General features: G+C 68.8%; 20 protein-coding genes and 1 pseudogene. 10 read left to right on the top strand and 11 right to left on the bottom strand.

Annotation, left to right across the window (positions count from 1 at the left end; all coding sequences use genetic code 11):
* Window positions 1–102 precede the first annotated feature (102 nt).
* A complete protein-coding gene (locus tag ACWY4P_RS33115) occupies window positions 103–708 on the top strand; it encodes a hypothetical protein (protein ID WP_456204206.1) in 606 nt (201 codons plus the stop codon).
* A gap of 682 nt (window positions 709–1,390) precedes the next feature.
* Here the strand turns inward: ACWY4P_RS33115 and ACWY4P_RS33120 are convergent.
* Complete coding sequence (locus tag ACWY4P_RS33120; RefSeq protein WP_456204207.1) at window positions 1,391–1,552, bottom strand: hypothetical protein; 162 nt, start codon at window positions 1,550–1,552, stop codon at window positions 1,391–1,393.
* A 283-nt stretch (window positions 1,553–1,835) separates the two neighbouring features.
* Here ACWY4P_RS33120 and ACWY4P_RS33125 point away from each other — a divergent pair, with 283 nt between their 5' ends.
* Complete coding sequence (locus ACWY4P_RS33125; RefSeq protein ID WP_456204208.1) at window positions 1,836–2,414, top strand: hypothetical protein; 579 nt, start codon at window positions 1,836–1,838, stop codon at window positions 2,412–2,414.
* A gap of 9 nt (window positions 2,415–2,423) precedes the next feature.
* Here the strand turns inward: ACWY4P_RS33125 and ACWY4P_RS33130 are convergent.
* A pseudogene (locus ACWY4P_RS33130) lies at window positions 2,424–2,724 on the bottom strand (transposase family protein); the annotation flags it as partial.
* A 210-nt stretch (window positions 2,725–2,934) separates the two neighbouring features.
* Here ACWY4P_RS33130 and ACWY4P_RS33135 point away from each other — a divergent pair.
* The 3 genes from ACWY4P_RS33135 to ACWY4P_RS33145 all read left to right on the top strand — a co-directional run bounded on the left by ACWY4P_RS33135 (window position 2,935) and on the right by ACWY4P_RS33145 (window position 4,111).
* A complete protein-coding gene (locus ACWY4P_RS33135; protein ID WP_456204209.1) occupies window positions 2,935–3,426 on the top strand; it encodes a DUF2975 domain-containing protein in 492 nt (163 codons plus the stop codon).
* On the top strand, window positions 3,426–3,647 hold the full coding sequence (locus tag ACWY4P_RS33140; RefSeq protein WP_030724363.1) for a helix-turn-helix domain-containing protein: 222 nt from the start codon (window positions 3,426–3,428) through the stop codon (window positions 3,645–3,647). The genes ACWY4P_RS33135 and ACWY4P_RS33140 overlap by 1 nt, the downstream gene beginning before the upstream one ends.
* 143 nt (window positions 3,648–3,790) lie before the next feature.
* Window positions 3,791–4,111 (top strand): hypothetical protein, encoded by a 321-nt coding sequence (locus ACWY4P_RS33145; RefSeq protein ID WP_456204210.1) that lies wholly within the window; start codon window positions 3,791–3,793, stop codon window positions 4,109–4,111.
* Between the two features lie 81 nt (window positions 4,112–4,192).
* On the opposite strand, the gene ACWY4P_RS33150 is transcribed toward ACWY4P_RS33145, so the two are convergent.
* Complete coding sequence (locus tag ACWY4P_RS33150; RefSeq protein WP_456204212.1) at window positions 4,193–4,621, bottom strand: hypothetical protein; 429 nt, start codon at window positions 4,619–4,621, stop codon at window positions 4,193–4,195.
* 184 nt (window positions 4,622–4,805) lie between these two features.
* Between ACWY4P_RS33150 and ACWY4P_RS33155 the strand changes: the two genes are divergently transcribed.
* Window positions 4,806–5,204 carry an SseB family protein gene (locus ACWY4P_RS33155; protein WP_456204213.1) on the top strand — a complete coding sequence of 133 codons (399 nt, stop codon included), beginning with the start codon at window positions 4,806–4,808 and terminating at the stop codon, window positions 5,202–5,204.
* Window positions 5,205–5,222: 18 nt separating this feature from the next.
* Here the strand turns inward: ACWY4P_RS33155 and ACWY4P_RS33160 are convergent, their stop codons facing one another.
* Genes ACWY4P_RS33160 through ACWY4P_RS33170 form a run of 3 tightly spaced genes read right to left on the bottom strand, consistent with a single transcriptional unit; the run spans window position 5,223 to window position 6,549 of the window.
* Window positions 5,223–5,495 carry a hypothetical protein gene (locus ACWY4P_RS33160; protein ID WP_456204214.1) on the bottom strand — a complete coding sequence of 91 codons (273 nt, stop codon included), beginning with the start codon at window positions 5,493–5,495 and terminating at the stop codon, window positions 5,223–5,225.
* A 41-nt stretch (window positions 5,496–5,536) separates the two neighbouring features.
* Window positions 5,537–6,085, bottom strand: a complete 549-nt coding sequence (locus tag ACWY4P_RS33165) for an NIPSNAP family protein (protein WP_456204215.1) — start codon at window positions 6,083–6,085, stop codon at window positions 5,537–5,539.
* Window positions 6,082–6,549, bottom strand: a complete 468-nt coding sequence (locus ACWY4P_RS33170; protein WP_456204216.1) for a hypothetical protein — start codon at window positions 6,547–6,549, stop codon at window positions 6,082–6,084. The genes ACWY4P_RS33165 and ACWY4P_RS33170 overlap by 4 nt, the downstream gene beginning before the upstream one ends.
* A gap of 56 nt (window positions 6,550–6,605) precedes the next feature.
* On the opposite strand from ACWY4P_RS33170, the gene ACWY4P_RS33175 reads away from it, so the two are divergent.
* Window positions 6,606–7,535 carry a helix-turn-helix transcriptional regulator gene (locus ACWY4P_RS33175; protein ID WP_456204217.1) on the top strand — a complete coding sequence of 310 codons (930 nt, stop codon included), beginning with the start codon at window positions 6,606–6,608 and terminating at the stop codon, window positions 7,533–7,535.
* A 51-nt stretch (window positions 7,536–7,586) separates the two neighbouring features.
* Here the strand turns inward: ACWY4P_RS33175 and ACWY4P_RS33180 are convergent, their stop codons facing one another.
* The 3 genes from ACWY4P_RS33180 to ACWY4P_RS33190 form a co-directional block, all read right to left on the bottom strand.
* Window positions 7,587–8,717, bottom strand: a complete 1,131-nt coding sequence (locus ACWY4P_RS33180) for an abortive phage infection protein (protein ID WP_456204218.1) — start codon at window positions 8,715–8,717, stop codon at window positions 7,587–7,589.
* 100 nt (window positions 8,718–8,817) lie between these two features.
* Window positions 8,818–8,952, bottom strand: a complete 135-nt coding sequence (locus ACWY4P_RS33185) for a hypothetical protein (RefSeq protein WP_456204219.1) — start codon at window positions 8,950–8,952, stop codon at window positions 8,818–8,820.
* Window positions 8,952–9,206 carry a hypothetical protein gene (locus tag ACWY4P_RS33190; RefSeq protein WP_456204220.1) on the bottom strand — a complete coding sequence of 85 codons (255 nt, stop codon included), beginning with the start codon at window positions 9,204–9,206 and terminating at the stop codon, window positions 8,952–8,954. The genes ACWY4P_RS33185 and ACWY4P_RS33190 overlap by 1 nt, the downstream gene beginning before the upstream one ends.
* Window positions 9,207–9,315: 109 nt before the next feature.
* On the opposite strand from ACWY4P_RS33190, the gene ACWY4P_RS33195 reads away from it, so the two are divergent.
* On the top strand, window positions 9,316–10,152 hold the full coding sequence (locus tag ACWY4P_RS33195; RefSeq protein ID WP_456204222.1) for a helix-turn-helix domain-containing protein: 837 nt from the start codon (window positions 9,316–9,318) through the stop codon (window positions 10,150–10,152).
* The gene (locus ACWY4P_RS33200; RefSeq protein ID WP_456204223.1) at window positions 10,137–10,505 is read left to right on the top strand and encodes a DUF397 domain-containing protein; all 369 of its coding nucleotides are present in this window, start codon (window positions 10,137–10,139) and stop codon (window positions 10,503–10,505) included. Before ACWY4P_RS33195 ends, ACWY4P_RS33200 begins: the two co-directional genes overlap by 16 nt.
* Here ACWY4P_RS33200 and ACWY4P_RS33205 read toward each other — a convergent pair.
* Window positions 10,502–11,551, bottom strand: a complete 1,050-nt coding sequence (locus tag ACWY4P_RS33205) for an NAD(P)-dependent alcohol dehydrogenase (RefSeq protein WP_456204224.1) — start codon at window positions 11,549–11,551, stop codon at window positions 10,502–10,504. The two genes, ACWY4P_RS33200 and ACWY4P_RS33205, sit on opposite strands and share 4 nt — an antisense overlap.
* A gap of 1 nt (window position 11,552) precedes the next feature.
* Complete coding sequence (locus ACWY4P_RS33210; protein ID WP_456204225.1) at window positions 11,553–12,500, bottom strand: helix-turn-helix transcriptional regulator; 948 nt, start codon at window positions 12,498–12,500, stop codon at window positions 11,553–11,555.
* 345 nt (window positions 12,501–12,845) lie between these two features.
* Here ACWY4P_RS33210 and ACWY4P_RS33215 point away from each other — a divergent pair, with 345 nt between their 5' ends.
* On the top strand, window positions 12,846–14,801 hold the full coding sequence (locus ACWY4P_RS33215; RefSeq protein WP_456204226.1) for an RDD family protein: 1,956 nt from the start codon (window positions 12,846–12,848) through the stop codon (window positions 14,799–14,801).
* Window positions 14,802–14,887 lie beyond the last annotated feature (86 nt).

A 14,887-nucleotide genomic window follows, 5' to 3' on the forward strand; every position in this document is an offset into this window, starting at 1 on the left:
TTCTCAACCGGCGGATAAAATCTGGCACTTGCTCGCTGCTGGACTTCCTCAACAACCAGGTGGCCAATCGTGGGTGAATCGCACCCGCTTCTGACTTTCTTCATGGACGCTGCCGACGACTGCTTCCCGCCGGTCGACGGCCGGGTGACGGTGCTGCCGCCCCTGCCCGGGGGTCTCGAATGCTCGGTCGCCTTTACGGGTCACGCCGTCGTCGCCACCGCCATGACCGGCCAGGCCGTATACGCCCAGGGCCCAGACGGTTTCGGCGAGTCGCTGTCTGCGGACTTCCTGCGCCACCTCGCCGGGCCCGCGGGGTGGATCGGCGTCACCGACGCCACACTCACGGCCCGCGGCATCGGCGGCCTCCCGCGCCTGGCGAACCTGACCGACGCAGACGACCATCCACGTGTCCGCCACGCCCGGTGGCTGCGGACAAACGTCCAGGTCTACGGTGACGAACGTGGCCTCATTACCTTGGCCAACGGCCTTGCCGGGCGGCGTGAGCTGAGCATCGAACTCCACCGCACTCAGGACAGCAGCCGAGGGCATGGGCGGTCGCTCCTCTTCGATGCCCTTTCGCTGGTCCCAGAAGGCGAACCGGTCTTCGCCGCCGTTTCCCCGGGCAACGCCCGTTCCTTGCGCGCCTTCCTCGCCTGCGGATTCACGCCCATCGGCAGCGAGGTTCTGGTGCGTCCCCAGCGGAGGTAACCGGCCTCGGCTACGAGAACCGCACGACACCCGCATTACTGTGCGATGGCTGTGCACGGCGTCCTCAAAACCAACCGGTCGACAGGTATTGACAATTGCTCCCTGCTGGCTCTGAGCAAGGAGTCGCAGCATCAGCTGGCGGACTGGAGCACGTGGCAGGCGGCCGGCGTCGCGGTGGACGATTCCTATGAGATCGCTCCGGAGGAGTTCTACCTGAACGAGCCGTCCGTCGCCCCCGGCTGGAAGGTCGGTGGCTGGCCCCCGCTCCAGGGGCAACCGTCTGCAGCTCTGCGTCTGCCCGGAGTCCCCCGATCATCCGCACACCGACCTGATCCAGTGAGCCATTGCTGAAGTCCTCCGCGACGCCACGTACACCACGGGAGTGGTGGGTGAGATTCGCCCAACGCAGCACCGCGAAGCCTGTAAAAGCCTGGGCATAGGGATCGGCGCCGCGATCGTCTCTCCAGTCAGCAGCCTTATTCAACGACCAGATGACACAAACGACGGGCCCTAGGCCTCCCGCTGTGGGAAGTGCCCTGGCAAGACCGCAAGGCTTTCCTGGCAGCGTGCGCCCGACGCCAATTCGCCCGGCACTCCCCTGATGGCGGTTTCCAGATGCCGGAGGCGTACCAACGCGTAACGGATTGGGCTGCAGCTGAGTGAAACGCAGACCCCAGCGAACTCACCGGCTGGTCATCCATGCGGTGAATGCGGATCCGCCACAGGTAGCCAGGAGCATGAGAAGTCGCACGGGGACTCGCTGAATGGTCATACGGAATCCACCGACCCGGATGTCCAGTGCAGGCATGCCGCGATCGACTTGCGCGGCGTTGCGGTTGCTCATGGTTACCCCTCCGTCAAGTACCCCACGGGTCACGGCTGGTGAATTGCTCTGGCTGTCTCTACCATCCCCCATTTGGCTCAGGAGAGTGCACTCGGGGTCGCCCATTAGGTCTATTGTCGGCACTGAGTGCCAGTGATTAACTCTCCTTGCCCCTGCCTCGTCCACCTTGCCCGCGCGCGTCCTGGCCGTGGCCCGCAGACCTCATTGGGGCTTGATGCCCTCGCGCGCCGGGTATTGCAGGCGCATGCAGGCATGGGGAGAGGCCGTGTGGACGGGACCCCGGGTGGAGACATTTCTGCGGGGCGTGGTGCGGCGGGTGCTGGCGAGAGATGCGCCGCAGCCATGGTGGATCCCGCGGCGCGTGCTGACCGTGGTGTCGGCCGATGTCGACGCCACTGCCGGTGTCGGGGCGATCTGGATCGTGTGGCGTCCGAAGTCATCGCGCACGCGTGAGCACATTGCGCTCCTGGAGTGGTACGAAGAACAGTGGCGGTACGTGGGGGGCGGCAGCGGCCCCGGAGAAGATCCTTTCAACGTCGATGTGCTCGACGTTCGCAACGGCGCAGGCGTCCTCAGGCTCACGCGCAGCATTGACCCTCCACGCTCCATCACCGCAGCACCGTGGATCAGTTGCGTCAAAGTGAGCCTCGGGCGGGACGTGGGTCACGTTCTCGTTGGTGCCCGCCGGATCCAGAATCCCGAGCACTGCAAGCTCATCGCTGTGTGGACGTCCCCCTACACCAGCCGCGGAGCCCGTCCCGTCATTGTGGCCCTGGGGCGCGACGGCGCCGAGCTCTCCCGCATTGGCCCCCATGACAGCCTGGACACTCATACCTGGGCGCGATTGAGAGAGGATTTATAGCCAGCCTGCTTTGAGACGGCAGTCTCGGAGGATCTTCCAGGTCTTCATGCGGGCGAGGCGTGCTCAACCCGCGCGCCGACCTTGCGGTGAGAGGCGTTGTGTTCCTCTTTCCAGGCCGGGAGTTCGCCCTGACCTGGTTCGCGTCGGTGCGGGATTACGAGGCCGGTGCCTCGGTAGCCGCCGTCGGCTATCACCGCGGCGCGGCCGGCAGCTGCCTTGGCGCCGGACAGTTCCCATGCCTTGCAGTCGCTGCGATTGCCGGGGACTGGCTTGCCGACGGCGACGCGAGACGGGTGTCAGCGTCCAGTACGCGGTGACCAGCAGAACCCGGTCCTGCAGTGGCAGGCTCCACGGCCTGCCGCTGCAAGTCGGGCCCGGGGCTTCGGTGTAGTCGGGTGGCGTCCGATTCGCGCGCTCAAGCGAGGCCGACTTCGGCAAGATCAAGGCGGTCCGCCCCAGCGCTTGCTTTGCCTATCGAAAGTCGATAGATTCCTATCGCAACTCGATGGAAGGATGGGTCGTGGGGAAGCTGACAGTGCGTGCGCTGTGCGCCGTGCTCGTGGTGGTGCTCGCCGGCACCGTGTTCGTACAGGCATTGATGGTGTGGGCGTTGGTCAGCGGGAGTGACCCGGAGGACGGGGCGCTCCCGCTGGCCCCGCTGCGCGTGATCACGATCCTGGGCATGGTGTCGGTCCAGGTCGCCCTGGTCTGCGTATGGCGGCTGGTGACGATGGTGCGACGCGGAACTGTGTTCTCCCACGCCGCCTTCCGGTACGTGGACGGCGTGATCGGCGCGATCGTGGCGGCTGCCCTGGTGTGGTTCGCGGTCACGGTCCTCAATGCGCCGGGCCAGCGGGCCGACCCTGGCGTCACCGTCATCATGGGCGGGGTTGGCGTGGCCATCCTGGGGGTCGCGCTCATCGTGCTCGTGCTGCGGATGCTGCTCGCCCAGGCCGTCGCGCGCGACGGCGAAGCGGCGCAGATGCGGGCCGAGTTGGACGAGGTGATCTGATGCCGATCGCCGTCGACATCGACGTGATGCTGGCCAGGCGGAAGATGTCCGTGGGCGAGCTCGCGGACCGCGTAGGGATCACGCCTGCCAACCTGGCGGTACTCAAGAACGGCCGCGCCAAGGCGGTGCGCTTCGCGACGCTCGCCGCGCTCTGCGAGGTGCTCGAGTGCCAGCCGGGCGACCTGCTGCGCTGGGAGGCCGAGGACGCCGCCGGCGGATGACGTGCCCCAGGGCGGGCGTGAAAACGCCTGGCACCACCGGCCCGTGACACGGCACATGGACGGCATGGACGTGGATCGCCGATCACCCGCAGCGCCGTCCCGACCCCGCTGGGCAGATTCAGGCTGACCTGCACCGCGCCAGAGTGGACCGCAAGAGCGGCAAGGTCAGCATCAAGACCGTCTACGCGGTCACCAGCCTCACTGCGGAACAGGCCACACCCGCCGAGCTCGCCCGGCTGATCCGCAGCCACTGGAAGATCGAAGCCCTGCACCACGTCCGAGACGTGACGTTCGCCGAGGACGCCTCCCAACTGCGAACCGGCTCCGCACCCCGCGCCATGGCGACCTGGCGTAACCTCGCCATCGGCGCCCTTCGCCTCGCCGGGAAGAGCAGCATCGCCGCCGGCCTCCGGCGCAACGCCCGCGACGCCGGCCGACCGCTCTCCCTCCTCGGACTCATCTGATCATGAAACGGGCGTCACGCGACTACGCCGAAGCCCTGAAGTCGGGCCCGCGCCGGCCCCTACGACACCACGAGTTCAACCTCAGCAACTGACCGAACGCCGTGGATCGTCGATATCGACAGTTATTTCGATGCCTGAGGTTGAGATGAAGGAAGCGGTCTTACTGGATAGCTGAATCTCTTGGAACGGATTCGATTCACTGAAGAAGATCGCCCATATTAGTGACCGTTCGGGAGTCAAACGCGCCAAGAATCCTTCCGAGCCGTGTGAACCTTCCCCACCCCAGAGGAAACCTCCCTGAGTCAGCCCTATGGATTTAAGCCCATCGACCTCAGACGTCCAATCCTGTTCGCTTTTGAGTGTCTGACGCAGATCGAAGGGCTCGAGCACCCTGAATCCGTTCGGTGTGCCGGGCGAGAGAGTCACGTCGTAAGAATTTCCGTCGGCGAGATAGAGCGCATCCCGGATCGGGAGCCGGAAATCTTCCCATAGGCGTTCAATCTCATTCATGTGCTGTTTTCCACCCCTCACTGGATCTATGCGTTCGCCACCGCAACATGGCGCGTCGGCGTGGGATGTCTCAACGCCATGGAGTCGGGTACCCGAGTGGCTTACGGCAAGGTGAGACCGGTTCGGATTGGTTCGGATCGGCCGCTGACCAGCCCATATGCCACTCCGATCGCTGGAGAGAATCATGACTGACCTTCCCGACGACAGCACCGTCTCCGCCACTCAACAGGCCCTCGGCGAACTGGCGGCCAACCGAGCGGACGATTCGGCGCTGGACACCCTTGCCAACAGCGAGGTGCTGCTTCCCGCTCCCGAGGGCACAGACGATACGGACCCACAGGCCGTGACCCTCCCCGTGCTCGAACAGGATGACGGCGCTCAGCTGGTGCCGGTCTTCACCACCCCGGACCGTATGCACCAGGCCCTGCCCCAGATCCACCGCTACCACCGGGTGCCGCTGGGCGCACTGGCCCAGGGCTGGCCCTCCGACGAGCTCTCCCTGGCCATCGACGCAGGCGCGCCCGAAGAGGTGACCCTCAGCGGAGGCGGCGTACGAACGCTGCTCACGCGTCCTGGAGGCTGAGCCGACCTGGGACTCCCATCAAACGCTGTGGAACTTGCCGATGGCTGGAGTGCCGTTCCCCTGGTCACGAGGAGGAGTGCGGCGTTCTGCGGCGTCCTCCATCAGCACGCTGAGCAAAGGGCCCTCGACGGTGCTGTCGTCGAGCGCGATACCTATGTGCGCGACGACTGCCTCGATGACGGGCGTGAGCCCGGGGCAGTCGGTCTCGGTCGCTTCCAGCCGTGCCTGTACGGCGTCCCACCAGGGGTGCGGCTGCGGCGGTCTGGTTAGTGGCTCACCCGGTTCGAACAACCTGATCACCTGACGGACAGCCCGCCCGTGAAGGCGTGAGACTAAGGCGTCACGGGCTCCAGCCGCAGCCGCCGGGTCGGCCAGGGTGCTGGCTCGGCCGGGCCGAACCAGACCCGGGTGTTCTCCCCGGTGCGGACGGGCAGGCGGGGGTAGTCGTTCTCGGCATGCTCGGTGCGGTGCAGCGCATGGCCCGCGCCCAGGTGCTGGGCGGCGTAGGCATCGAAGTCGGCCGCGTCGGTGAGGTGGCAGACGGTCGCGAGCACCTCACGGGCGCCGGGCGGAGGCATGAAGCCCGGGCCGCGCAGCAGCAGGACGTCGTCGCTGTCGACCATGGTGGCGTTGGCCGCGTCGCGGTGCTCCCGCCAGACCGGGCCCGTGTAGAACGCCTCCAGCGCGCGCCGGCGGTGCGCCATGTCGGGGAAGGCGCGCAGCCAGACGAAGCGGTCCGGGTCGTCCAGGTCGCGGAATCGGCCGCCGACGGTGATGCCGACCGCCTGCTGACCGATTACGAACTCGCGCTCGAACAGCTCGATCAGCGCCTCCCGGGCTCCGGGATGCAGGGTGTACTGCCGGAGTTCGACGATGCTCATGCGCCGGCCCGCCCGGTGCGAGTGAGATCCATGGTCCAGTTGAGCTCCCAGGTGCGGCCGTCGTCGGCGGAGAACTCCTGCTCCCAGCGGGCGGTGTCCGGGCCAAGGCGGTACCAGGTGAAGTGCACGCGGATCGGCCGGCCATCGTAGGTGTCGTCGCCGTGGAAGTCGCCGCGGGCGCCGGTGAAGCCACCGACCACCGGCGGATCCAGTCGGCCCGTCCGACTGTCGGACCAGTGGATTGACCAGCGTTCCGCCTCCCGGTCGAACAGCCGCAGGGTCACGCCCTGGCGGCCGAGAGTGGGGAAGGTGATCTCGTCGATGTTGCCGGCACCTCCAAACAGCGGCCGGACCACCGCGTATCCGGGGAACTCCACCCAGGTGCCGGGGCCCGGGTCGAACAGTGCGGTGAGACGGCGGTTGGCCACGTCCCAGGAGCCGTGCAGGAAGTCGAAGTCGTCCATGCGCCGCAGGTTAGGGCCGGTCTGCTGACATCCACTGTCAGTGGATACTGAGCGGCATGCGCGCGAGCCGGCTGGTCACCCTGCTTCTGTTGCTCCAGAACCGGGGCCGGATGACGGCCCGCCAGCTGGCCGAGGAACTGGAGGTCTCCGTCCGGACGGTCTACCGGGACGTGGAGGCGCTCGGCGCCGCCGGTATCCCGCTGTACGGTGACGCTGGGCACGCGGGCGGGTACCGGCTGGTCGACGGCTACCGGACCCGGCTCACCGGACTGACCGCGGACGAGGCGCAGGCCGCGTTCCTTGCCGCACTCCCCGGCGCCGCCGCCGAGCTCGGCTTCGGCGAGGCACTCGCCACCGCCCAGCTCAAGCTGCGGGCAGCCCTCCCGGCGGAGCTGCGCGAGCACGCCGAGCGGATCCAGGAACGCTTCCTGCTCGACGCCCCCGGCTGGTACGGCGATGCCGACCATACGCCTCACCTGGCCGCGGTCGCCGCCGCGGTGTGGGCGCGGCGGGCGATGGTACTGCGGTACCGGCGCTGGCGGGCGCCGGAGGAGATCGAGCGGCGGGTGGAGCCGTACGGGCTCGTCCTCAAGGCCGGCCGCTGGTACCTGGTCGCCGGCGGGCCATCCGGGATCCGCACCTACCGGGTCGACCAGGTACTCGAAATCCGGCCGCTGGAAGAGGAGTTCGCCATCCCGGACGGGTTCGACCTGGCCGGGCACTGGAACGGCTATCTGGCCGACTTCCGAGCGCGACTGCACACCGGGGAGGCCCTGGTGCGGCTTACCCCGGAGGGCGCCCGCCGCCTCGGCGTGACACACACGGGTGACGGATGGACGGAGGCCCGGGTGCCCATCGAGTCGATCGACCACGCCCACGGAGAATTCCTGCGGCTGGGCACCGACGTCGAGGTCGTGGCACCGGCCGAACTCCGCGACCGCATCGCCGAGACGGTACGAACCCTGGCCACCCGCTACGAGGGATGACCCTGGGCAGGAGGTTTTCTCCCGACCGGGGCACCGGCCACCCGCACGACTCTAGACGCGTATGTGGCGGCCGTAGTGCTGGGCCAGCGCGTGGAAGGCTTCCTTCGACTCCCAGTGCCAGGCCGGCGTCGGGTCGTCGAAGGTCTTCCAGATCGGCTTGACGATGCCGTAGCTCGCCAGATCGAGGTCGTAGCGCGGGTTGGTCCGGTGCGGGGCGTCGGGGGTGACGAATTGGTACGCCATGGCCGCGTAGAGGTTCATGGACTCGAAGACGGCGAGCAGGTCGGTGAGGTATGCGGCCTGGGTCCGCTCGCTGCGGACCAGATCGCCGATGATCTCGGGCGGCTCCTTGTCGTAGTCGACGACATACCAGCCCATGCCGCCCTGCACCGGGGCGCCCTTGAAGGTGCAGGTACCGAACTCGGAGATGACGATGGGTTTCCGCCAGCGCAGGAACGGTGTGAGCTCGCGGACGTAGTCGGCCCGGTTCGGGAAGTACGAGTAGTAGTCGACGCTGACGATGTCGAACAGGTTCCAGTCGACCTCTTCGTCCTGCGCCGCGCCGTACGTCATCTGGCCCTTGAAGACGGACCTGCCGACCTTCGCGGCCCGCGCGGTGAACTCGCGCAGGCGACGGGCCATCTTCTCGGGGTCGAAGTTTCCGCTGAGCATGTTCTTGACGCGCTCAAGAGCGTTGTCACCTGGGACGATGCCCGGCACGAACAACCAGAACTCGCAACCCACACTGAGGTGGACCCGCGCGCCCTGGCGACGCAGGCGCTCGGCGTGCCTGCCGGTCTCCGCCAAGTGGTCAAGGATGTCCTGGTGGGAGACGTCCGCCAGACGCGGCTGGAGCCAGACGTGCAGCCCGCGCTCCGCCGCCTCCGACGACGTGGCCTTGAGCCGGTCGACGCCGGTACCGAAGACCGAGACCGAGCCGGCGTGCAGGTCGTTCTTGATGACCTGGATGTCCTTGCGCATCCGTGTGGCATTCCAGCTCGTCGCCGGTGTCTCGCCGTCGATGACCTCGTACGACACGCCCCGATACGTCAGGCCGCCCGGGCCGCGGCGGCTCGCTGCCTCGGCCCGGCTCGGCCTCAGCAGCGCCCCCGATGCCGCCGCGGCCCCCACGGCCCCCGCCCCCGCCAGAAAGCGCGCTCGGCTGATCCCCTTGCTCCGCACTGTGCCTCCCCCGTGTCCGGTATCGCTCTCTGCGACCCATGACCAGTTTCGGGAGCGGCGGCCCGCCCTGTCGTCAGCCGATGGTCTTCGCCTGCGCGACTTAAGTCGTACCCCGTCGGCCGCCTCCGCCGGACGACCACTTGTTGAGCTTCCGGACGGTTTCCTTCAGCTCGTCGCGCTTGGCGTCCTGGCCACTGCCCTTGGGTGCGGGGGCCTCGCTCTTCTGGTCGGGCATCAGAGTCCCCACCGTGCTCGTTGCCGGTCCCGCTGCCGCTGACCCATGCCGGGGAAGGCACGCTCGTTGAGCAGCCGGGTGAGTTGCGCGTTCATCAGCGACGCGTCGTCGATCGAGATGAGCGCCAGTTCGGTGCCGATGTACACCTCGCCCCGCAGCACGCGGACCCCGACGACGAACTGGCCGTCGTGCAGCCGCACATCGCCGCTCAGTTTGAGAGTGCGGGGGAGTGTTTCGTATCGGTGGCCGCTCACTGCGTCTGCCTTTCTGGGGGGTGTTGCTGTCTGTGCCTCCATGCTTACGGAGCGGCGCTACAGTGGGTAGACCTGCGGTTTTCGTGGTGCGAGATCGGAAACGGGGGCGATGATGCCTGCGCCGAAGGAACTTGACCCGTCTACGTCACTGGCCGCGCTGTACGGCGCGAAGCTTCGCAAGCTTCGGTTGCGTGCGGGGTGGACGCAGCGGGAGCTGGGGGAGAAGGTTCCGATCGCGCACAGCCGGATCGCGCAGTTCGAGCTGGGCAAGGAGATCCCGCCGAAGGACGTGAACGACGTGTTGGACGCGGTGCTGGGGGCGGATGGGGATCTGTGTGACCTGTGGGAGCACGTCAGGAGGACGCCGCTCGCGGACTGGGCTCGGAAATTCGTGCAGTACGAGGCTCGGGCGAATGCGATGCGCAAGTTCATGGTGCAGTACGCCCCGGGCCTGCTGCAGACGGAGGCGTACGCTCGCGAACTGCTGAGGCTTGGCCACCCTTGGTGCACGGTAAGCGAGATCGAGGAGAAGGTGCGGGCTCGGCTCGACCGGCAGAGCTTGCTGGCCAGCCCGATGCCCCCATTTCTGTGGGTCGTGCTGGACGAGTCGGTACTGCGGCGGCTCGTCGGGGGACCGGCGGTCATGCGCGAGCAACTGGCTTGCCTGGTCGAGGCAGCCAGCGCTCCGAACATCGAGATCCAGGTTCTGCCGTTCAGTGCAGGCGGGGAAACCTTGGGTGGCTCGCTGACGTGGCTTTCGTTCGAAAGTGCGCCCGATGTCGTCTACCTTGAGGGTGTCTCCGGCGAGTTGGTCGAGAGCGGAGCCGCTGTGAGGAGACTGTCCCACCGATACGATCTTCTGCGTGCCATGGCGTTGCCCCTGGCCTCGTCAACTGCCCTGATCCAGCAGGCAATGGAGGACTTCAACCGATGCGAGCCGAACTGAGCACCGCTAGATGGCGCAAGTCCACCCACAGCAATGCGACCGGAGGCGAATGCCTCGAAGTCGCCGAAGGCTTTCCTGGCGCTGCCAGGTGGCGTAAGTCCACCCACAGCGGGGGAGGCGGCGGTGACTGCCTCGAAATCGCGGAGGGCTTCCTGGGCGCTGCCAGATGGCGTAAGTCCACTTACAGCAACCCTGGCGGCGGCGACTGCCTAGAGGTCGCCGACAACCTCCCCGGCATCGTCCCCGTCCGTGACAGCAAGAACCCCCACGGCCCCACCCTCATATTCTCCGCAAACGCATGGTCGGTCTTCGTGGCGACCATAGCCACGAAGACCGACCAAACCACCTATTAGCCCTTCAGAGACGCGATATCGATCACGAACCGGTACCGCACATCGCTGCTCACGACCCGCTCGTAAGCCTCGTTGATCTGGTCACCCGAGATCACCTCGATCTCCGCGCCGAACCCGTGCTCCGCACAGAAGTCCAGCATTTCCTGCGTCTGCCGGATGCCTCCGATCTTCGAGCCCGCCATCGACTTACGGCCCATGATCAGCGAGAACTGGTGGAAGGAGCTCGGGAACTCCGGGCCGCCCACGTGCACCATCGTGCCGTCGCGCTTGAGCAGCGAGAGGTACGCGTCCAGCGGGAGGTTCGCCGAGACCGTGTTGATGATGAGGTCGAAGGTCCCGGCCAGCTCCGCGAAGGTCGACTCGTCGCTGGTCGCGTAGAAGTGGTCGGCGCCCAGACGCAGGCCGTCGTCCTTCTTACGGAGGGACTGGCTGAGGACGGTGACCTCGGCGCCCATGGCGTGGGCGATCTTGACACCCATGTGGCCGAGGCCGCCGAGGCCGACGATGGCGACCTTCTTGCCGGGGCCGGCGTTCCAGTGGGCCAGGGGGGAGTAGAGGGTGATGCCGGCGCACAGCAGCGGGGCGGCGACGTCGAGGGACAGGCCGTCGGGGATGCGCACCGCGTAGTTCTCGTCGACCACGATGTGCGTGCTGTAGCCGCCGTGGGTGGGGGAGCCGTCGTACTCCTTGCCGTTGTACGTCGGAACCTCGCCCTTGAGGCAGAACTGCTCCTCGCCCGCCAGGCAGTTCTCGCACTCGCGGCAGGAGTCGACGAAGCAGCCGATGCCGACCCGGTCGCCGACGGCGTACTTGGTGACGCCGGAGCCGACCTCGGTGACGATGCCCGCTATCTCGTGGCCGGGCACCATCGGGAACAGGGCGGAGCCCCACTCCTCGCGGGCCTGGTGGATGTCGGAGTGGCAGATGCCGGCGTACGCGATCTCGATCAGGACGTCGTGCTCGCCGACCGGGCGGCGCTCGATGGTGGTGCGCTCCAGCGGGGCCTTGGGGGCGGGGGCCGCGTACGCGGTGACGCTGGTGGTCATATCAGTGATCTCCGTGAAGGGGGTTTCGGGGTATGGAGGGAGAAGGGGAGGAATGAGAAGGGGAGGAGGGGGAAGAGGGCGAGGCGCGGTCGGCGGGCGGCGTCGCGGTCCAGGTCGCGAGTAGCTGCAGCGCCGTCTCGGAGGGCGATCCGGGCTCGACCGTGTAAACGCACATCGCCTGGTCGTCATCGCCGGGGAAGGTCACGTTCTCGTAGGACAGCGTCATGTCCCCGACCACCGGGTGGTGGTAGATCTTGACGCCGTGCGACTTCTCCCGCACGTTGTGGTCGGCCCACCACGTACGGAACTCCGGGCTCTTGATCGTCAGCTCGCCGACCAGCTCGGTGAGGGCTGGGTCATCGGCGTGGCGACCGGCCTGGAGCCGGAGGCCGGCCACCATCTCCGCCGCGTATGCGTCCCACTCGCCGTAGAGCTCGCGGGCTGCCGGGTCGAGGAACATGAAGCGGTGCATGTTCCGCTCGCGGTACGGCAGCGCGTCGAAGTCGGTGATCAGCGCGCGGGCCAGCCGGTTGGAGGCCAGCACCTCACCCCTGAGTCCGAGCACGAAGGCGGGTGAGACCGCCGTGTCCAGCATCTGCAGCACGCGGTACACCCCGGGCCGCACCCGCTGGGGGCGGGGCGGTCGGCGGCGCTGGGTGCGGCGGGGCCGTGGCTTGGCCAGCTCGAAGAGGTACGCGCGTTCGGTTTCGTTGAGGTGCAGGGCCCGGGCGACGGCGTCCAGCACCGCCTCCGAGACATTCAGGTGGCGGCCCTGTTCCAGCCGTGTGTAGTAGTCGGTGCTGACCCCGGCCAGGTGCGCCAGCTCCTCGCGGCGCAGCCCGGGCACCCGGCGGGGGCCGGCGGTGGTCATGTTCACGCCCGCGTCCTCAGGGCGCAGCCGGGCCCTGCGGGTCCGCAGGAACTCGCTGAGCTCGGTGTTGCGGTCCATGGCTTCCAGTATTCGCGGCTGAAAAGGTTCGCGGCCGCGTCAACGTAGGTCTGCTGGACCTAGGCGGGCTGGACCCAGCCAGGGGGTTCGCGGGTGCGCGGCGGGAACGGTCCGCTCGTACGGCGCGGGGCGTCCGCTCGTACGGCGGCGGCGCGCTCGCACGGGAGAGTGGTGCGTACCTGGGTACGGGTACGGGCCCGGTGCCGGTCTGATAGACCTTGACAGCACGCTCCGTGTTGCACTGCGGCTCTTGTACGGCAGACTGCTTGTCGCCCCCCACCGCGACGCACCGCACAGGCGCGGCGCAGCACAGCACGGCCGAGCAGATACGGGACATCGGAGATCATGAGCGCCCCTACCTCAGGATCCGCGGACGGCACCTCGATTCCTGGCTTTTATCCTGATCCGTCCATCCCTGGCTATATCCGTTACTGGAACGGTGCCGCCTGGGTGCCCGGCACCAGCCGGCCCGCGCCGAACGAGGGCGAGGGCATGCCCGCGCCGCCGCCCGGGGTGACCTACACGCAGGTCACGGCGTCGGTGCCGGACGAGACCGGGCCCATGTACCTCGATGAGGAGCCCCCCTCTGCCGGGGACAGCAGCGGACGGGCGCTGCCGGAGCTGCGTCCGCGCGGTGAGATGGATGTACGGAGCGGGCCGGGGCCCGAGCCGGTGCCGCCGGGTGGGGCACCCGGTGCGGCTCCGGCCGCCATGGACTGGAACGACCCGCAGCGGCTGCACGGCACCCGGCCGGAGCCCGCGTCGGCCTGGCAGGCGGACTCGGCCCGGCAGTCCGGTTTCGGTGGGGAGCAGGACCGCCGTGTCTCCTGGGGCTCGAACCCGCCGGGGGCGGGAGCGGGGGCCGGGGGCGAGGCCGGGGGTCCGGCTTCCGGTGGGCCCGTCAGGCCGGGGGTGCCCGATCCGCGCCGGGCCGTCAGCGGACCTGGCAATTCCGGCGGACCCGGCGGACCCGGCGGGCCCGGCAGCTCCGACCGCTCCGGCGGGCCTGGGGTTGCCGACGCGCCCGCGTCCGCGCAGGCCCTGCCGCCCGCGCGGCGGGCTGCGGAGCTGCCCCCGGCGGAGCCGGGCCCTGGCGCGGGTGCCCCCGGCGAGGGTGCCGGCGGTGATACGGACGTGCCCGGCGGCGGGCGTACGACTGGCGGGGACGGCACGATCTCCATCCGCGCGATCCGGCCCGGCCAGGCCGGGCCGGGGGGCGCCTCGGCGGGTGGCCCGGCGGGGCAGGCGGGCGCCGGCGCGCCCACGCGGGACGACGGCACGATGACGATCCGGGCCCTCGGGCGCGGTGCGCCGAAGCAGAGCGGCGGTACGGCGGCGCCCGGGCAGCCGCGACAGTCGGGGCAGCCGCAGCAGCCGCAGCAGCCGCAGCAGCCGCAGCAGCCGCAGCAGCCGGGGCAATCTGGCTGGTCCGGGCAGCCCGGCGGGGCCGCTCCCGTGCAGGGCGCGGGTGCGCTGCCCCCGCAGGGTGGCGTTGTGCTTCCCGGCGGCGGTCCTGCCGCGCCCGCCGGTGGCGCTCCCGTACAGGGCCAGGGCGGGCTGCCCGGCGGTGGCCCTGCCACGCCCGGAGCCCAGCCTCAGCCTCAGCCCCAGCCCCGTCCCCAACCCCAGCCTCAGCCCCAACCCCAACCCCAGCCCGGCTGGCAGCAGCAGGTGCGGCAGCTCGCCCAGCAGCCCGCACCTGGTACCGCCCCGGGCCCCGGTGTACCGGGCGGTTCCCCCGGTGGTGCGCCGGAAGGCGTCATTCCGTGGAAGCCTCCCGTCGACAACCCCTTCCTTCAGGCCGCCCAGGCCCAAGGCCGGCCCGCCTCCCTCGGCCGCCGCCTCCTGGCCCGGCTCATCGACTCCGCCGTTCTCCTCGGGGCCGTCGGCGCGGCCGCGTATCCCCTGTGGACCAAGGCGAGCGACCACTTCGACGAGAAGGTGGAGCGCGCCAAGCTGACCGGGGAGACCGTCACCGTCTACTGGCTGGACGGCACGACGGGCGTCTACCTCGGCGTGGTGCTCGGCCTGCTGCTCGTGATCGGGCTCATCTACGAGGCGTTTCCGACCGCGAAGTGGGGCGCCACGCTGGGCAAGAAGCTGTGCGGGGTGCGGGTCCTGGGCATCGAGGGGCACGACACCCCCTCGTTCGGCGCCGCGCTGCGCCGCTGGTTGGTGTACTGGGTGCTCGGGCTGCTGGTGATCGGGGTCTTCAATGTGCTGTGGTGCCTGTTCGACCGGCCCTGGCGGCAGTGCTGGCACGACAAGGCGGCACGCACCTTCGTGGCGGGGCGCGGCTAGCCGCACGCCGGTGCCGGGTCGTTGAGGGGCGGGGGCCGTACGGGGCGCTGACTCGTACGGTCCATCCCGGTCGCCCGAACGGAGCG

It is taken from the genome of Streptomyces sp. LZ34, from assembly GCF_053890475.1.

What these genes read in the sequence shown, in the direction of transcription:
- ACWY4P_RS33115 (WP_456204206.1), top strand. Translation starts at nt 103, where the DNA reads ATGGACGCTGCCGACGACTGCTTCCCGCCGGTCGACGGCCGGGTGACG.
- ACWY4P_RS33120 (WP_456204207.1), bottom strand. Translation starts at nt 1,552, where the DNA reads ATGAGCAACCGCAACGCCGCGCAAGTCGATCGCGGCATGCCTGCACTG.
- ACWY4P_RS33140 (WP_030724363.1), top strand. Translation starts at nt 3,426, where the DNA reads ATGCCGATCGCCGTCGACATCGACGTGATGCTGGCCAGGCGGAAGATG.
- ACWY4P_RS33150 (WP_456204212.1), bottom strand. Translation starts at nt 4,621, where the DNA reads ATGAATGAGATTGAACGCCTATGGGAAGATTTCCGGCTCCCGATCCGG.
- ACWY4P_RS33155 (WP_456204213.1), top strand. Translation starts at nt 4,806, where the DNA reads ATGACTGACCTTCCCGACGACAGCACCGTCTCCGCCACTCAACAGGCC.
- ACWY4P_RS33165 (WP_456204215.1), bottom strand. Translation starts at nt 6,085, where the DNA reads ATGAGCATCGTCGAACTCCGGCAGTACACCCTGCATCCCGGAGCCCGG.
- ACWY4P_RS33170 (WP_456204216.1), bottom strand. Translation starts at nt 6,549, where the DNA reads ATGGACGACTTCGACTTCCTGCACGGCTCCTGGGACGTGGCCAACCGC.
- ACWY4P_RS33175 (WP_456204217.1), top strand. Translation starts at nt 6,606, where the DNA reads ATGCGCGCGAGCCGGCTGGTCACCCTGCTTCTGTTGCTCCAGAACCGG.
- ACWY4P_RS33185 (WP_456204219.1), bottom strand. Translation starts at nt 8,952, where the DNA reads ATGCCCGACCAGAAGAGCGAGGCCCCCGCACCCAAGGGCAGTGGCCAG.
- ACWY4P_RS33195 (WP_456204222.1), top strand. Translation starts at nt 9,316, where the DNA reads ATGATGCCTGCGCCGAAGGAACTTGACCCGTCTACGTCACTGGCCGCG.
- ACWY4P_RS33200 (WP_456204223.1), top strand. Translation starts at nt 10,137, where the DNA reads ATGCGAGCCGAACTGAGCACCGCTAGATGGCGCAAGTCCACCCACAGC.
- ACWY4P_RS33205 (WP_456204224.1), bottom strand. Translation starts at nt 11,551, where the DNA reads ATGACCACCAGCGTCACCGCGTACGCGGCCCCCGCCCCCAAGGCCCCG.
- ACWY4P_RS33210 (WP_456204225.1), bottom strand. Translation starts at nt 12,500, where the DNA reads ATGGACCGCAACACCGAGCTCAGCGAGTTCCTGCGGACCCGCAGGGCC.
- ACWY4P_RS33215 (WP_456204226.1), top strand. Translation starts at nt 12,846, where the DNA reads ATGAGCGCCCCTACCTCAGGATCCGCGGACGGCACCTCGATTCCTGGC.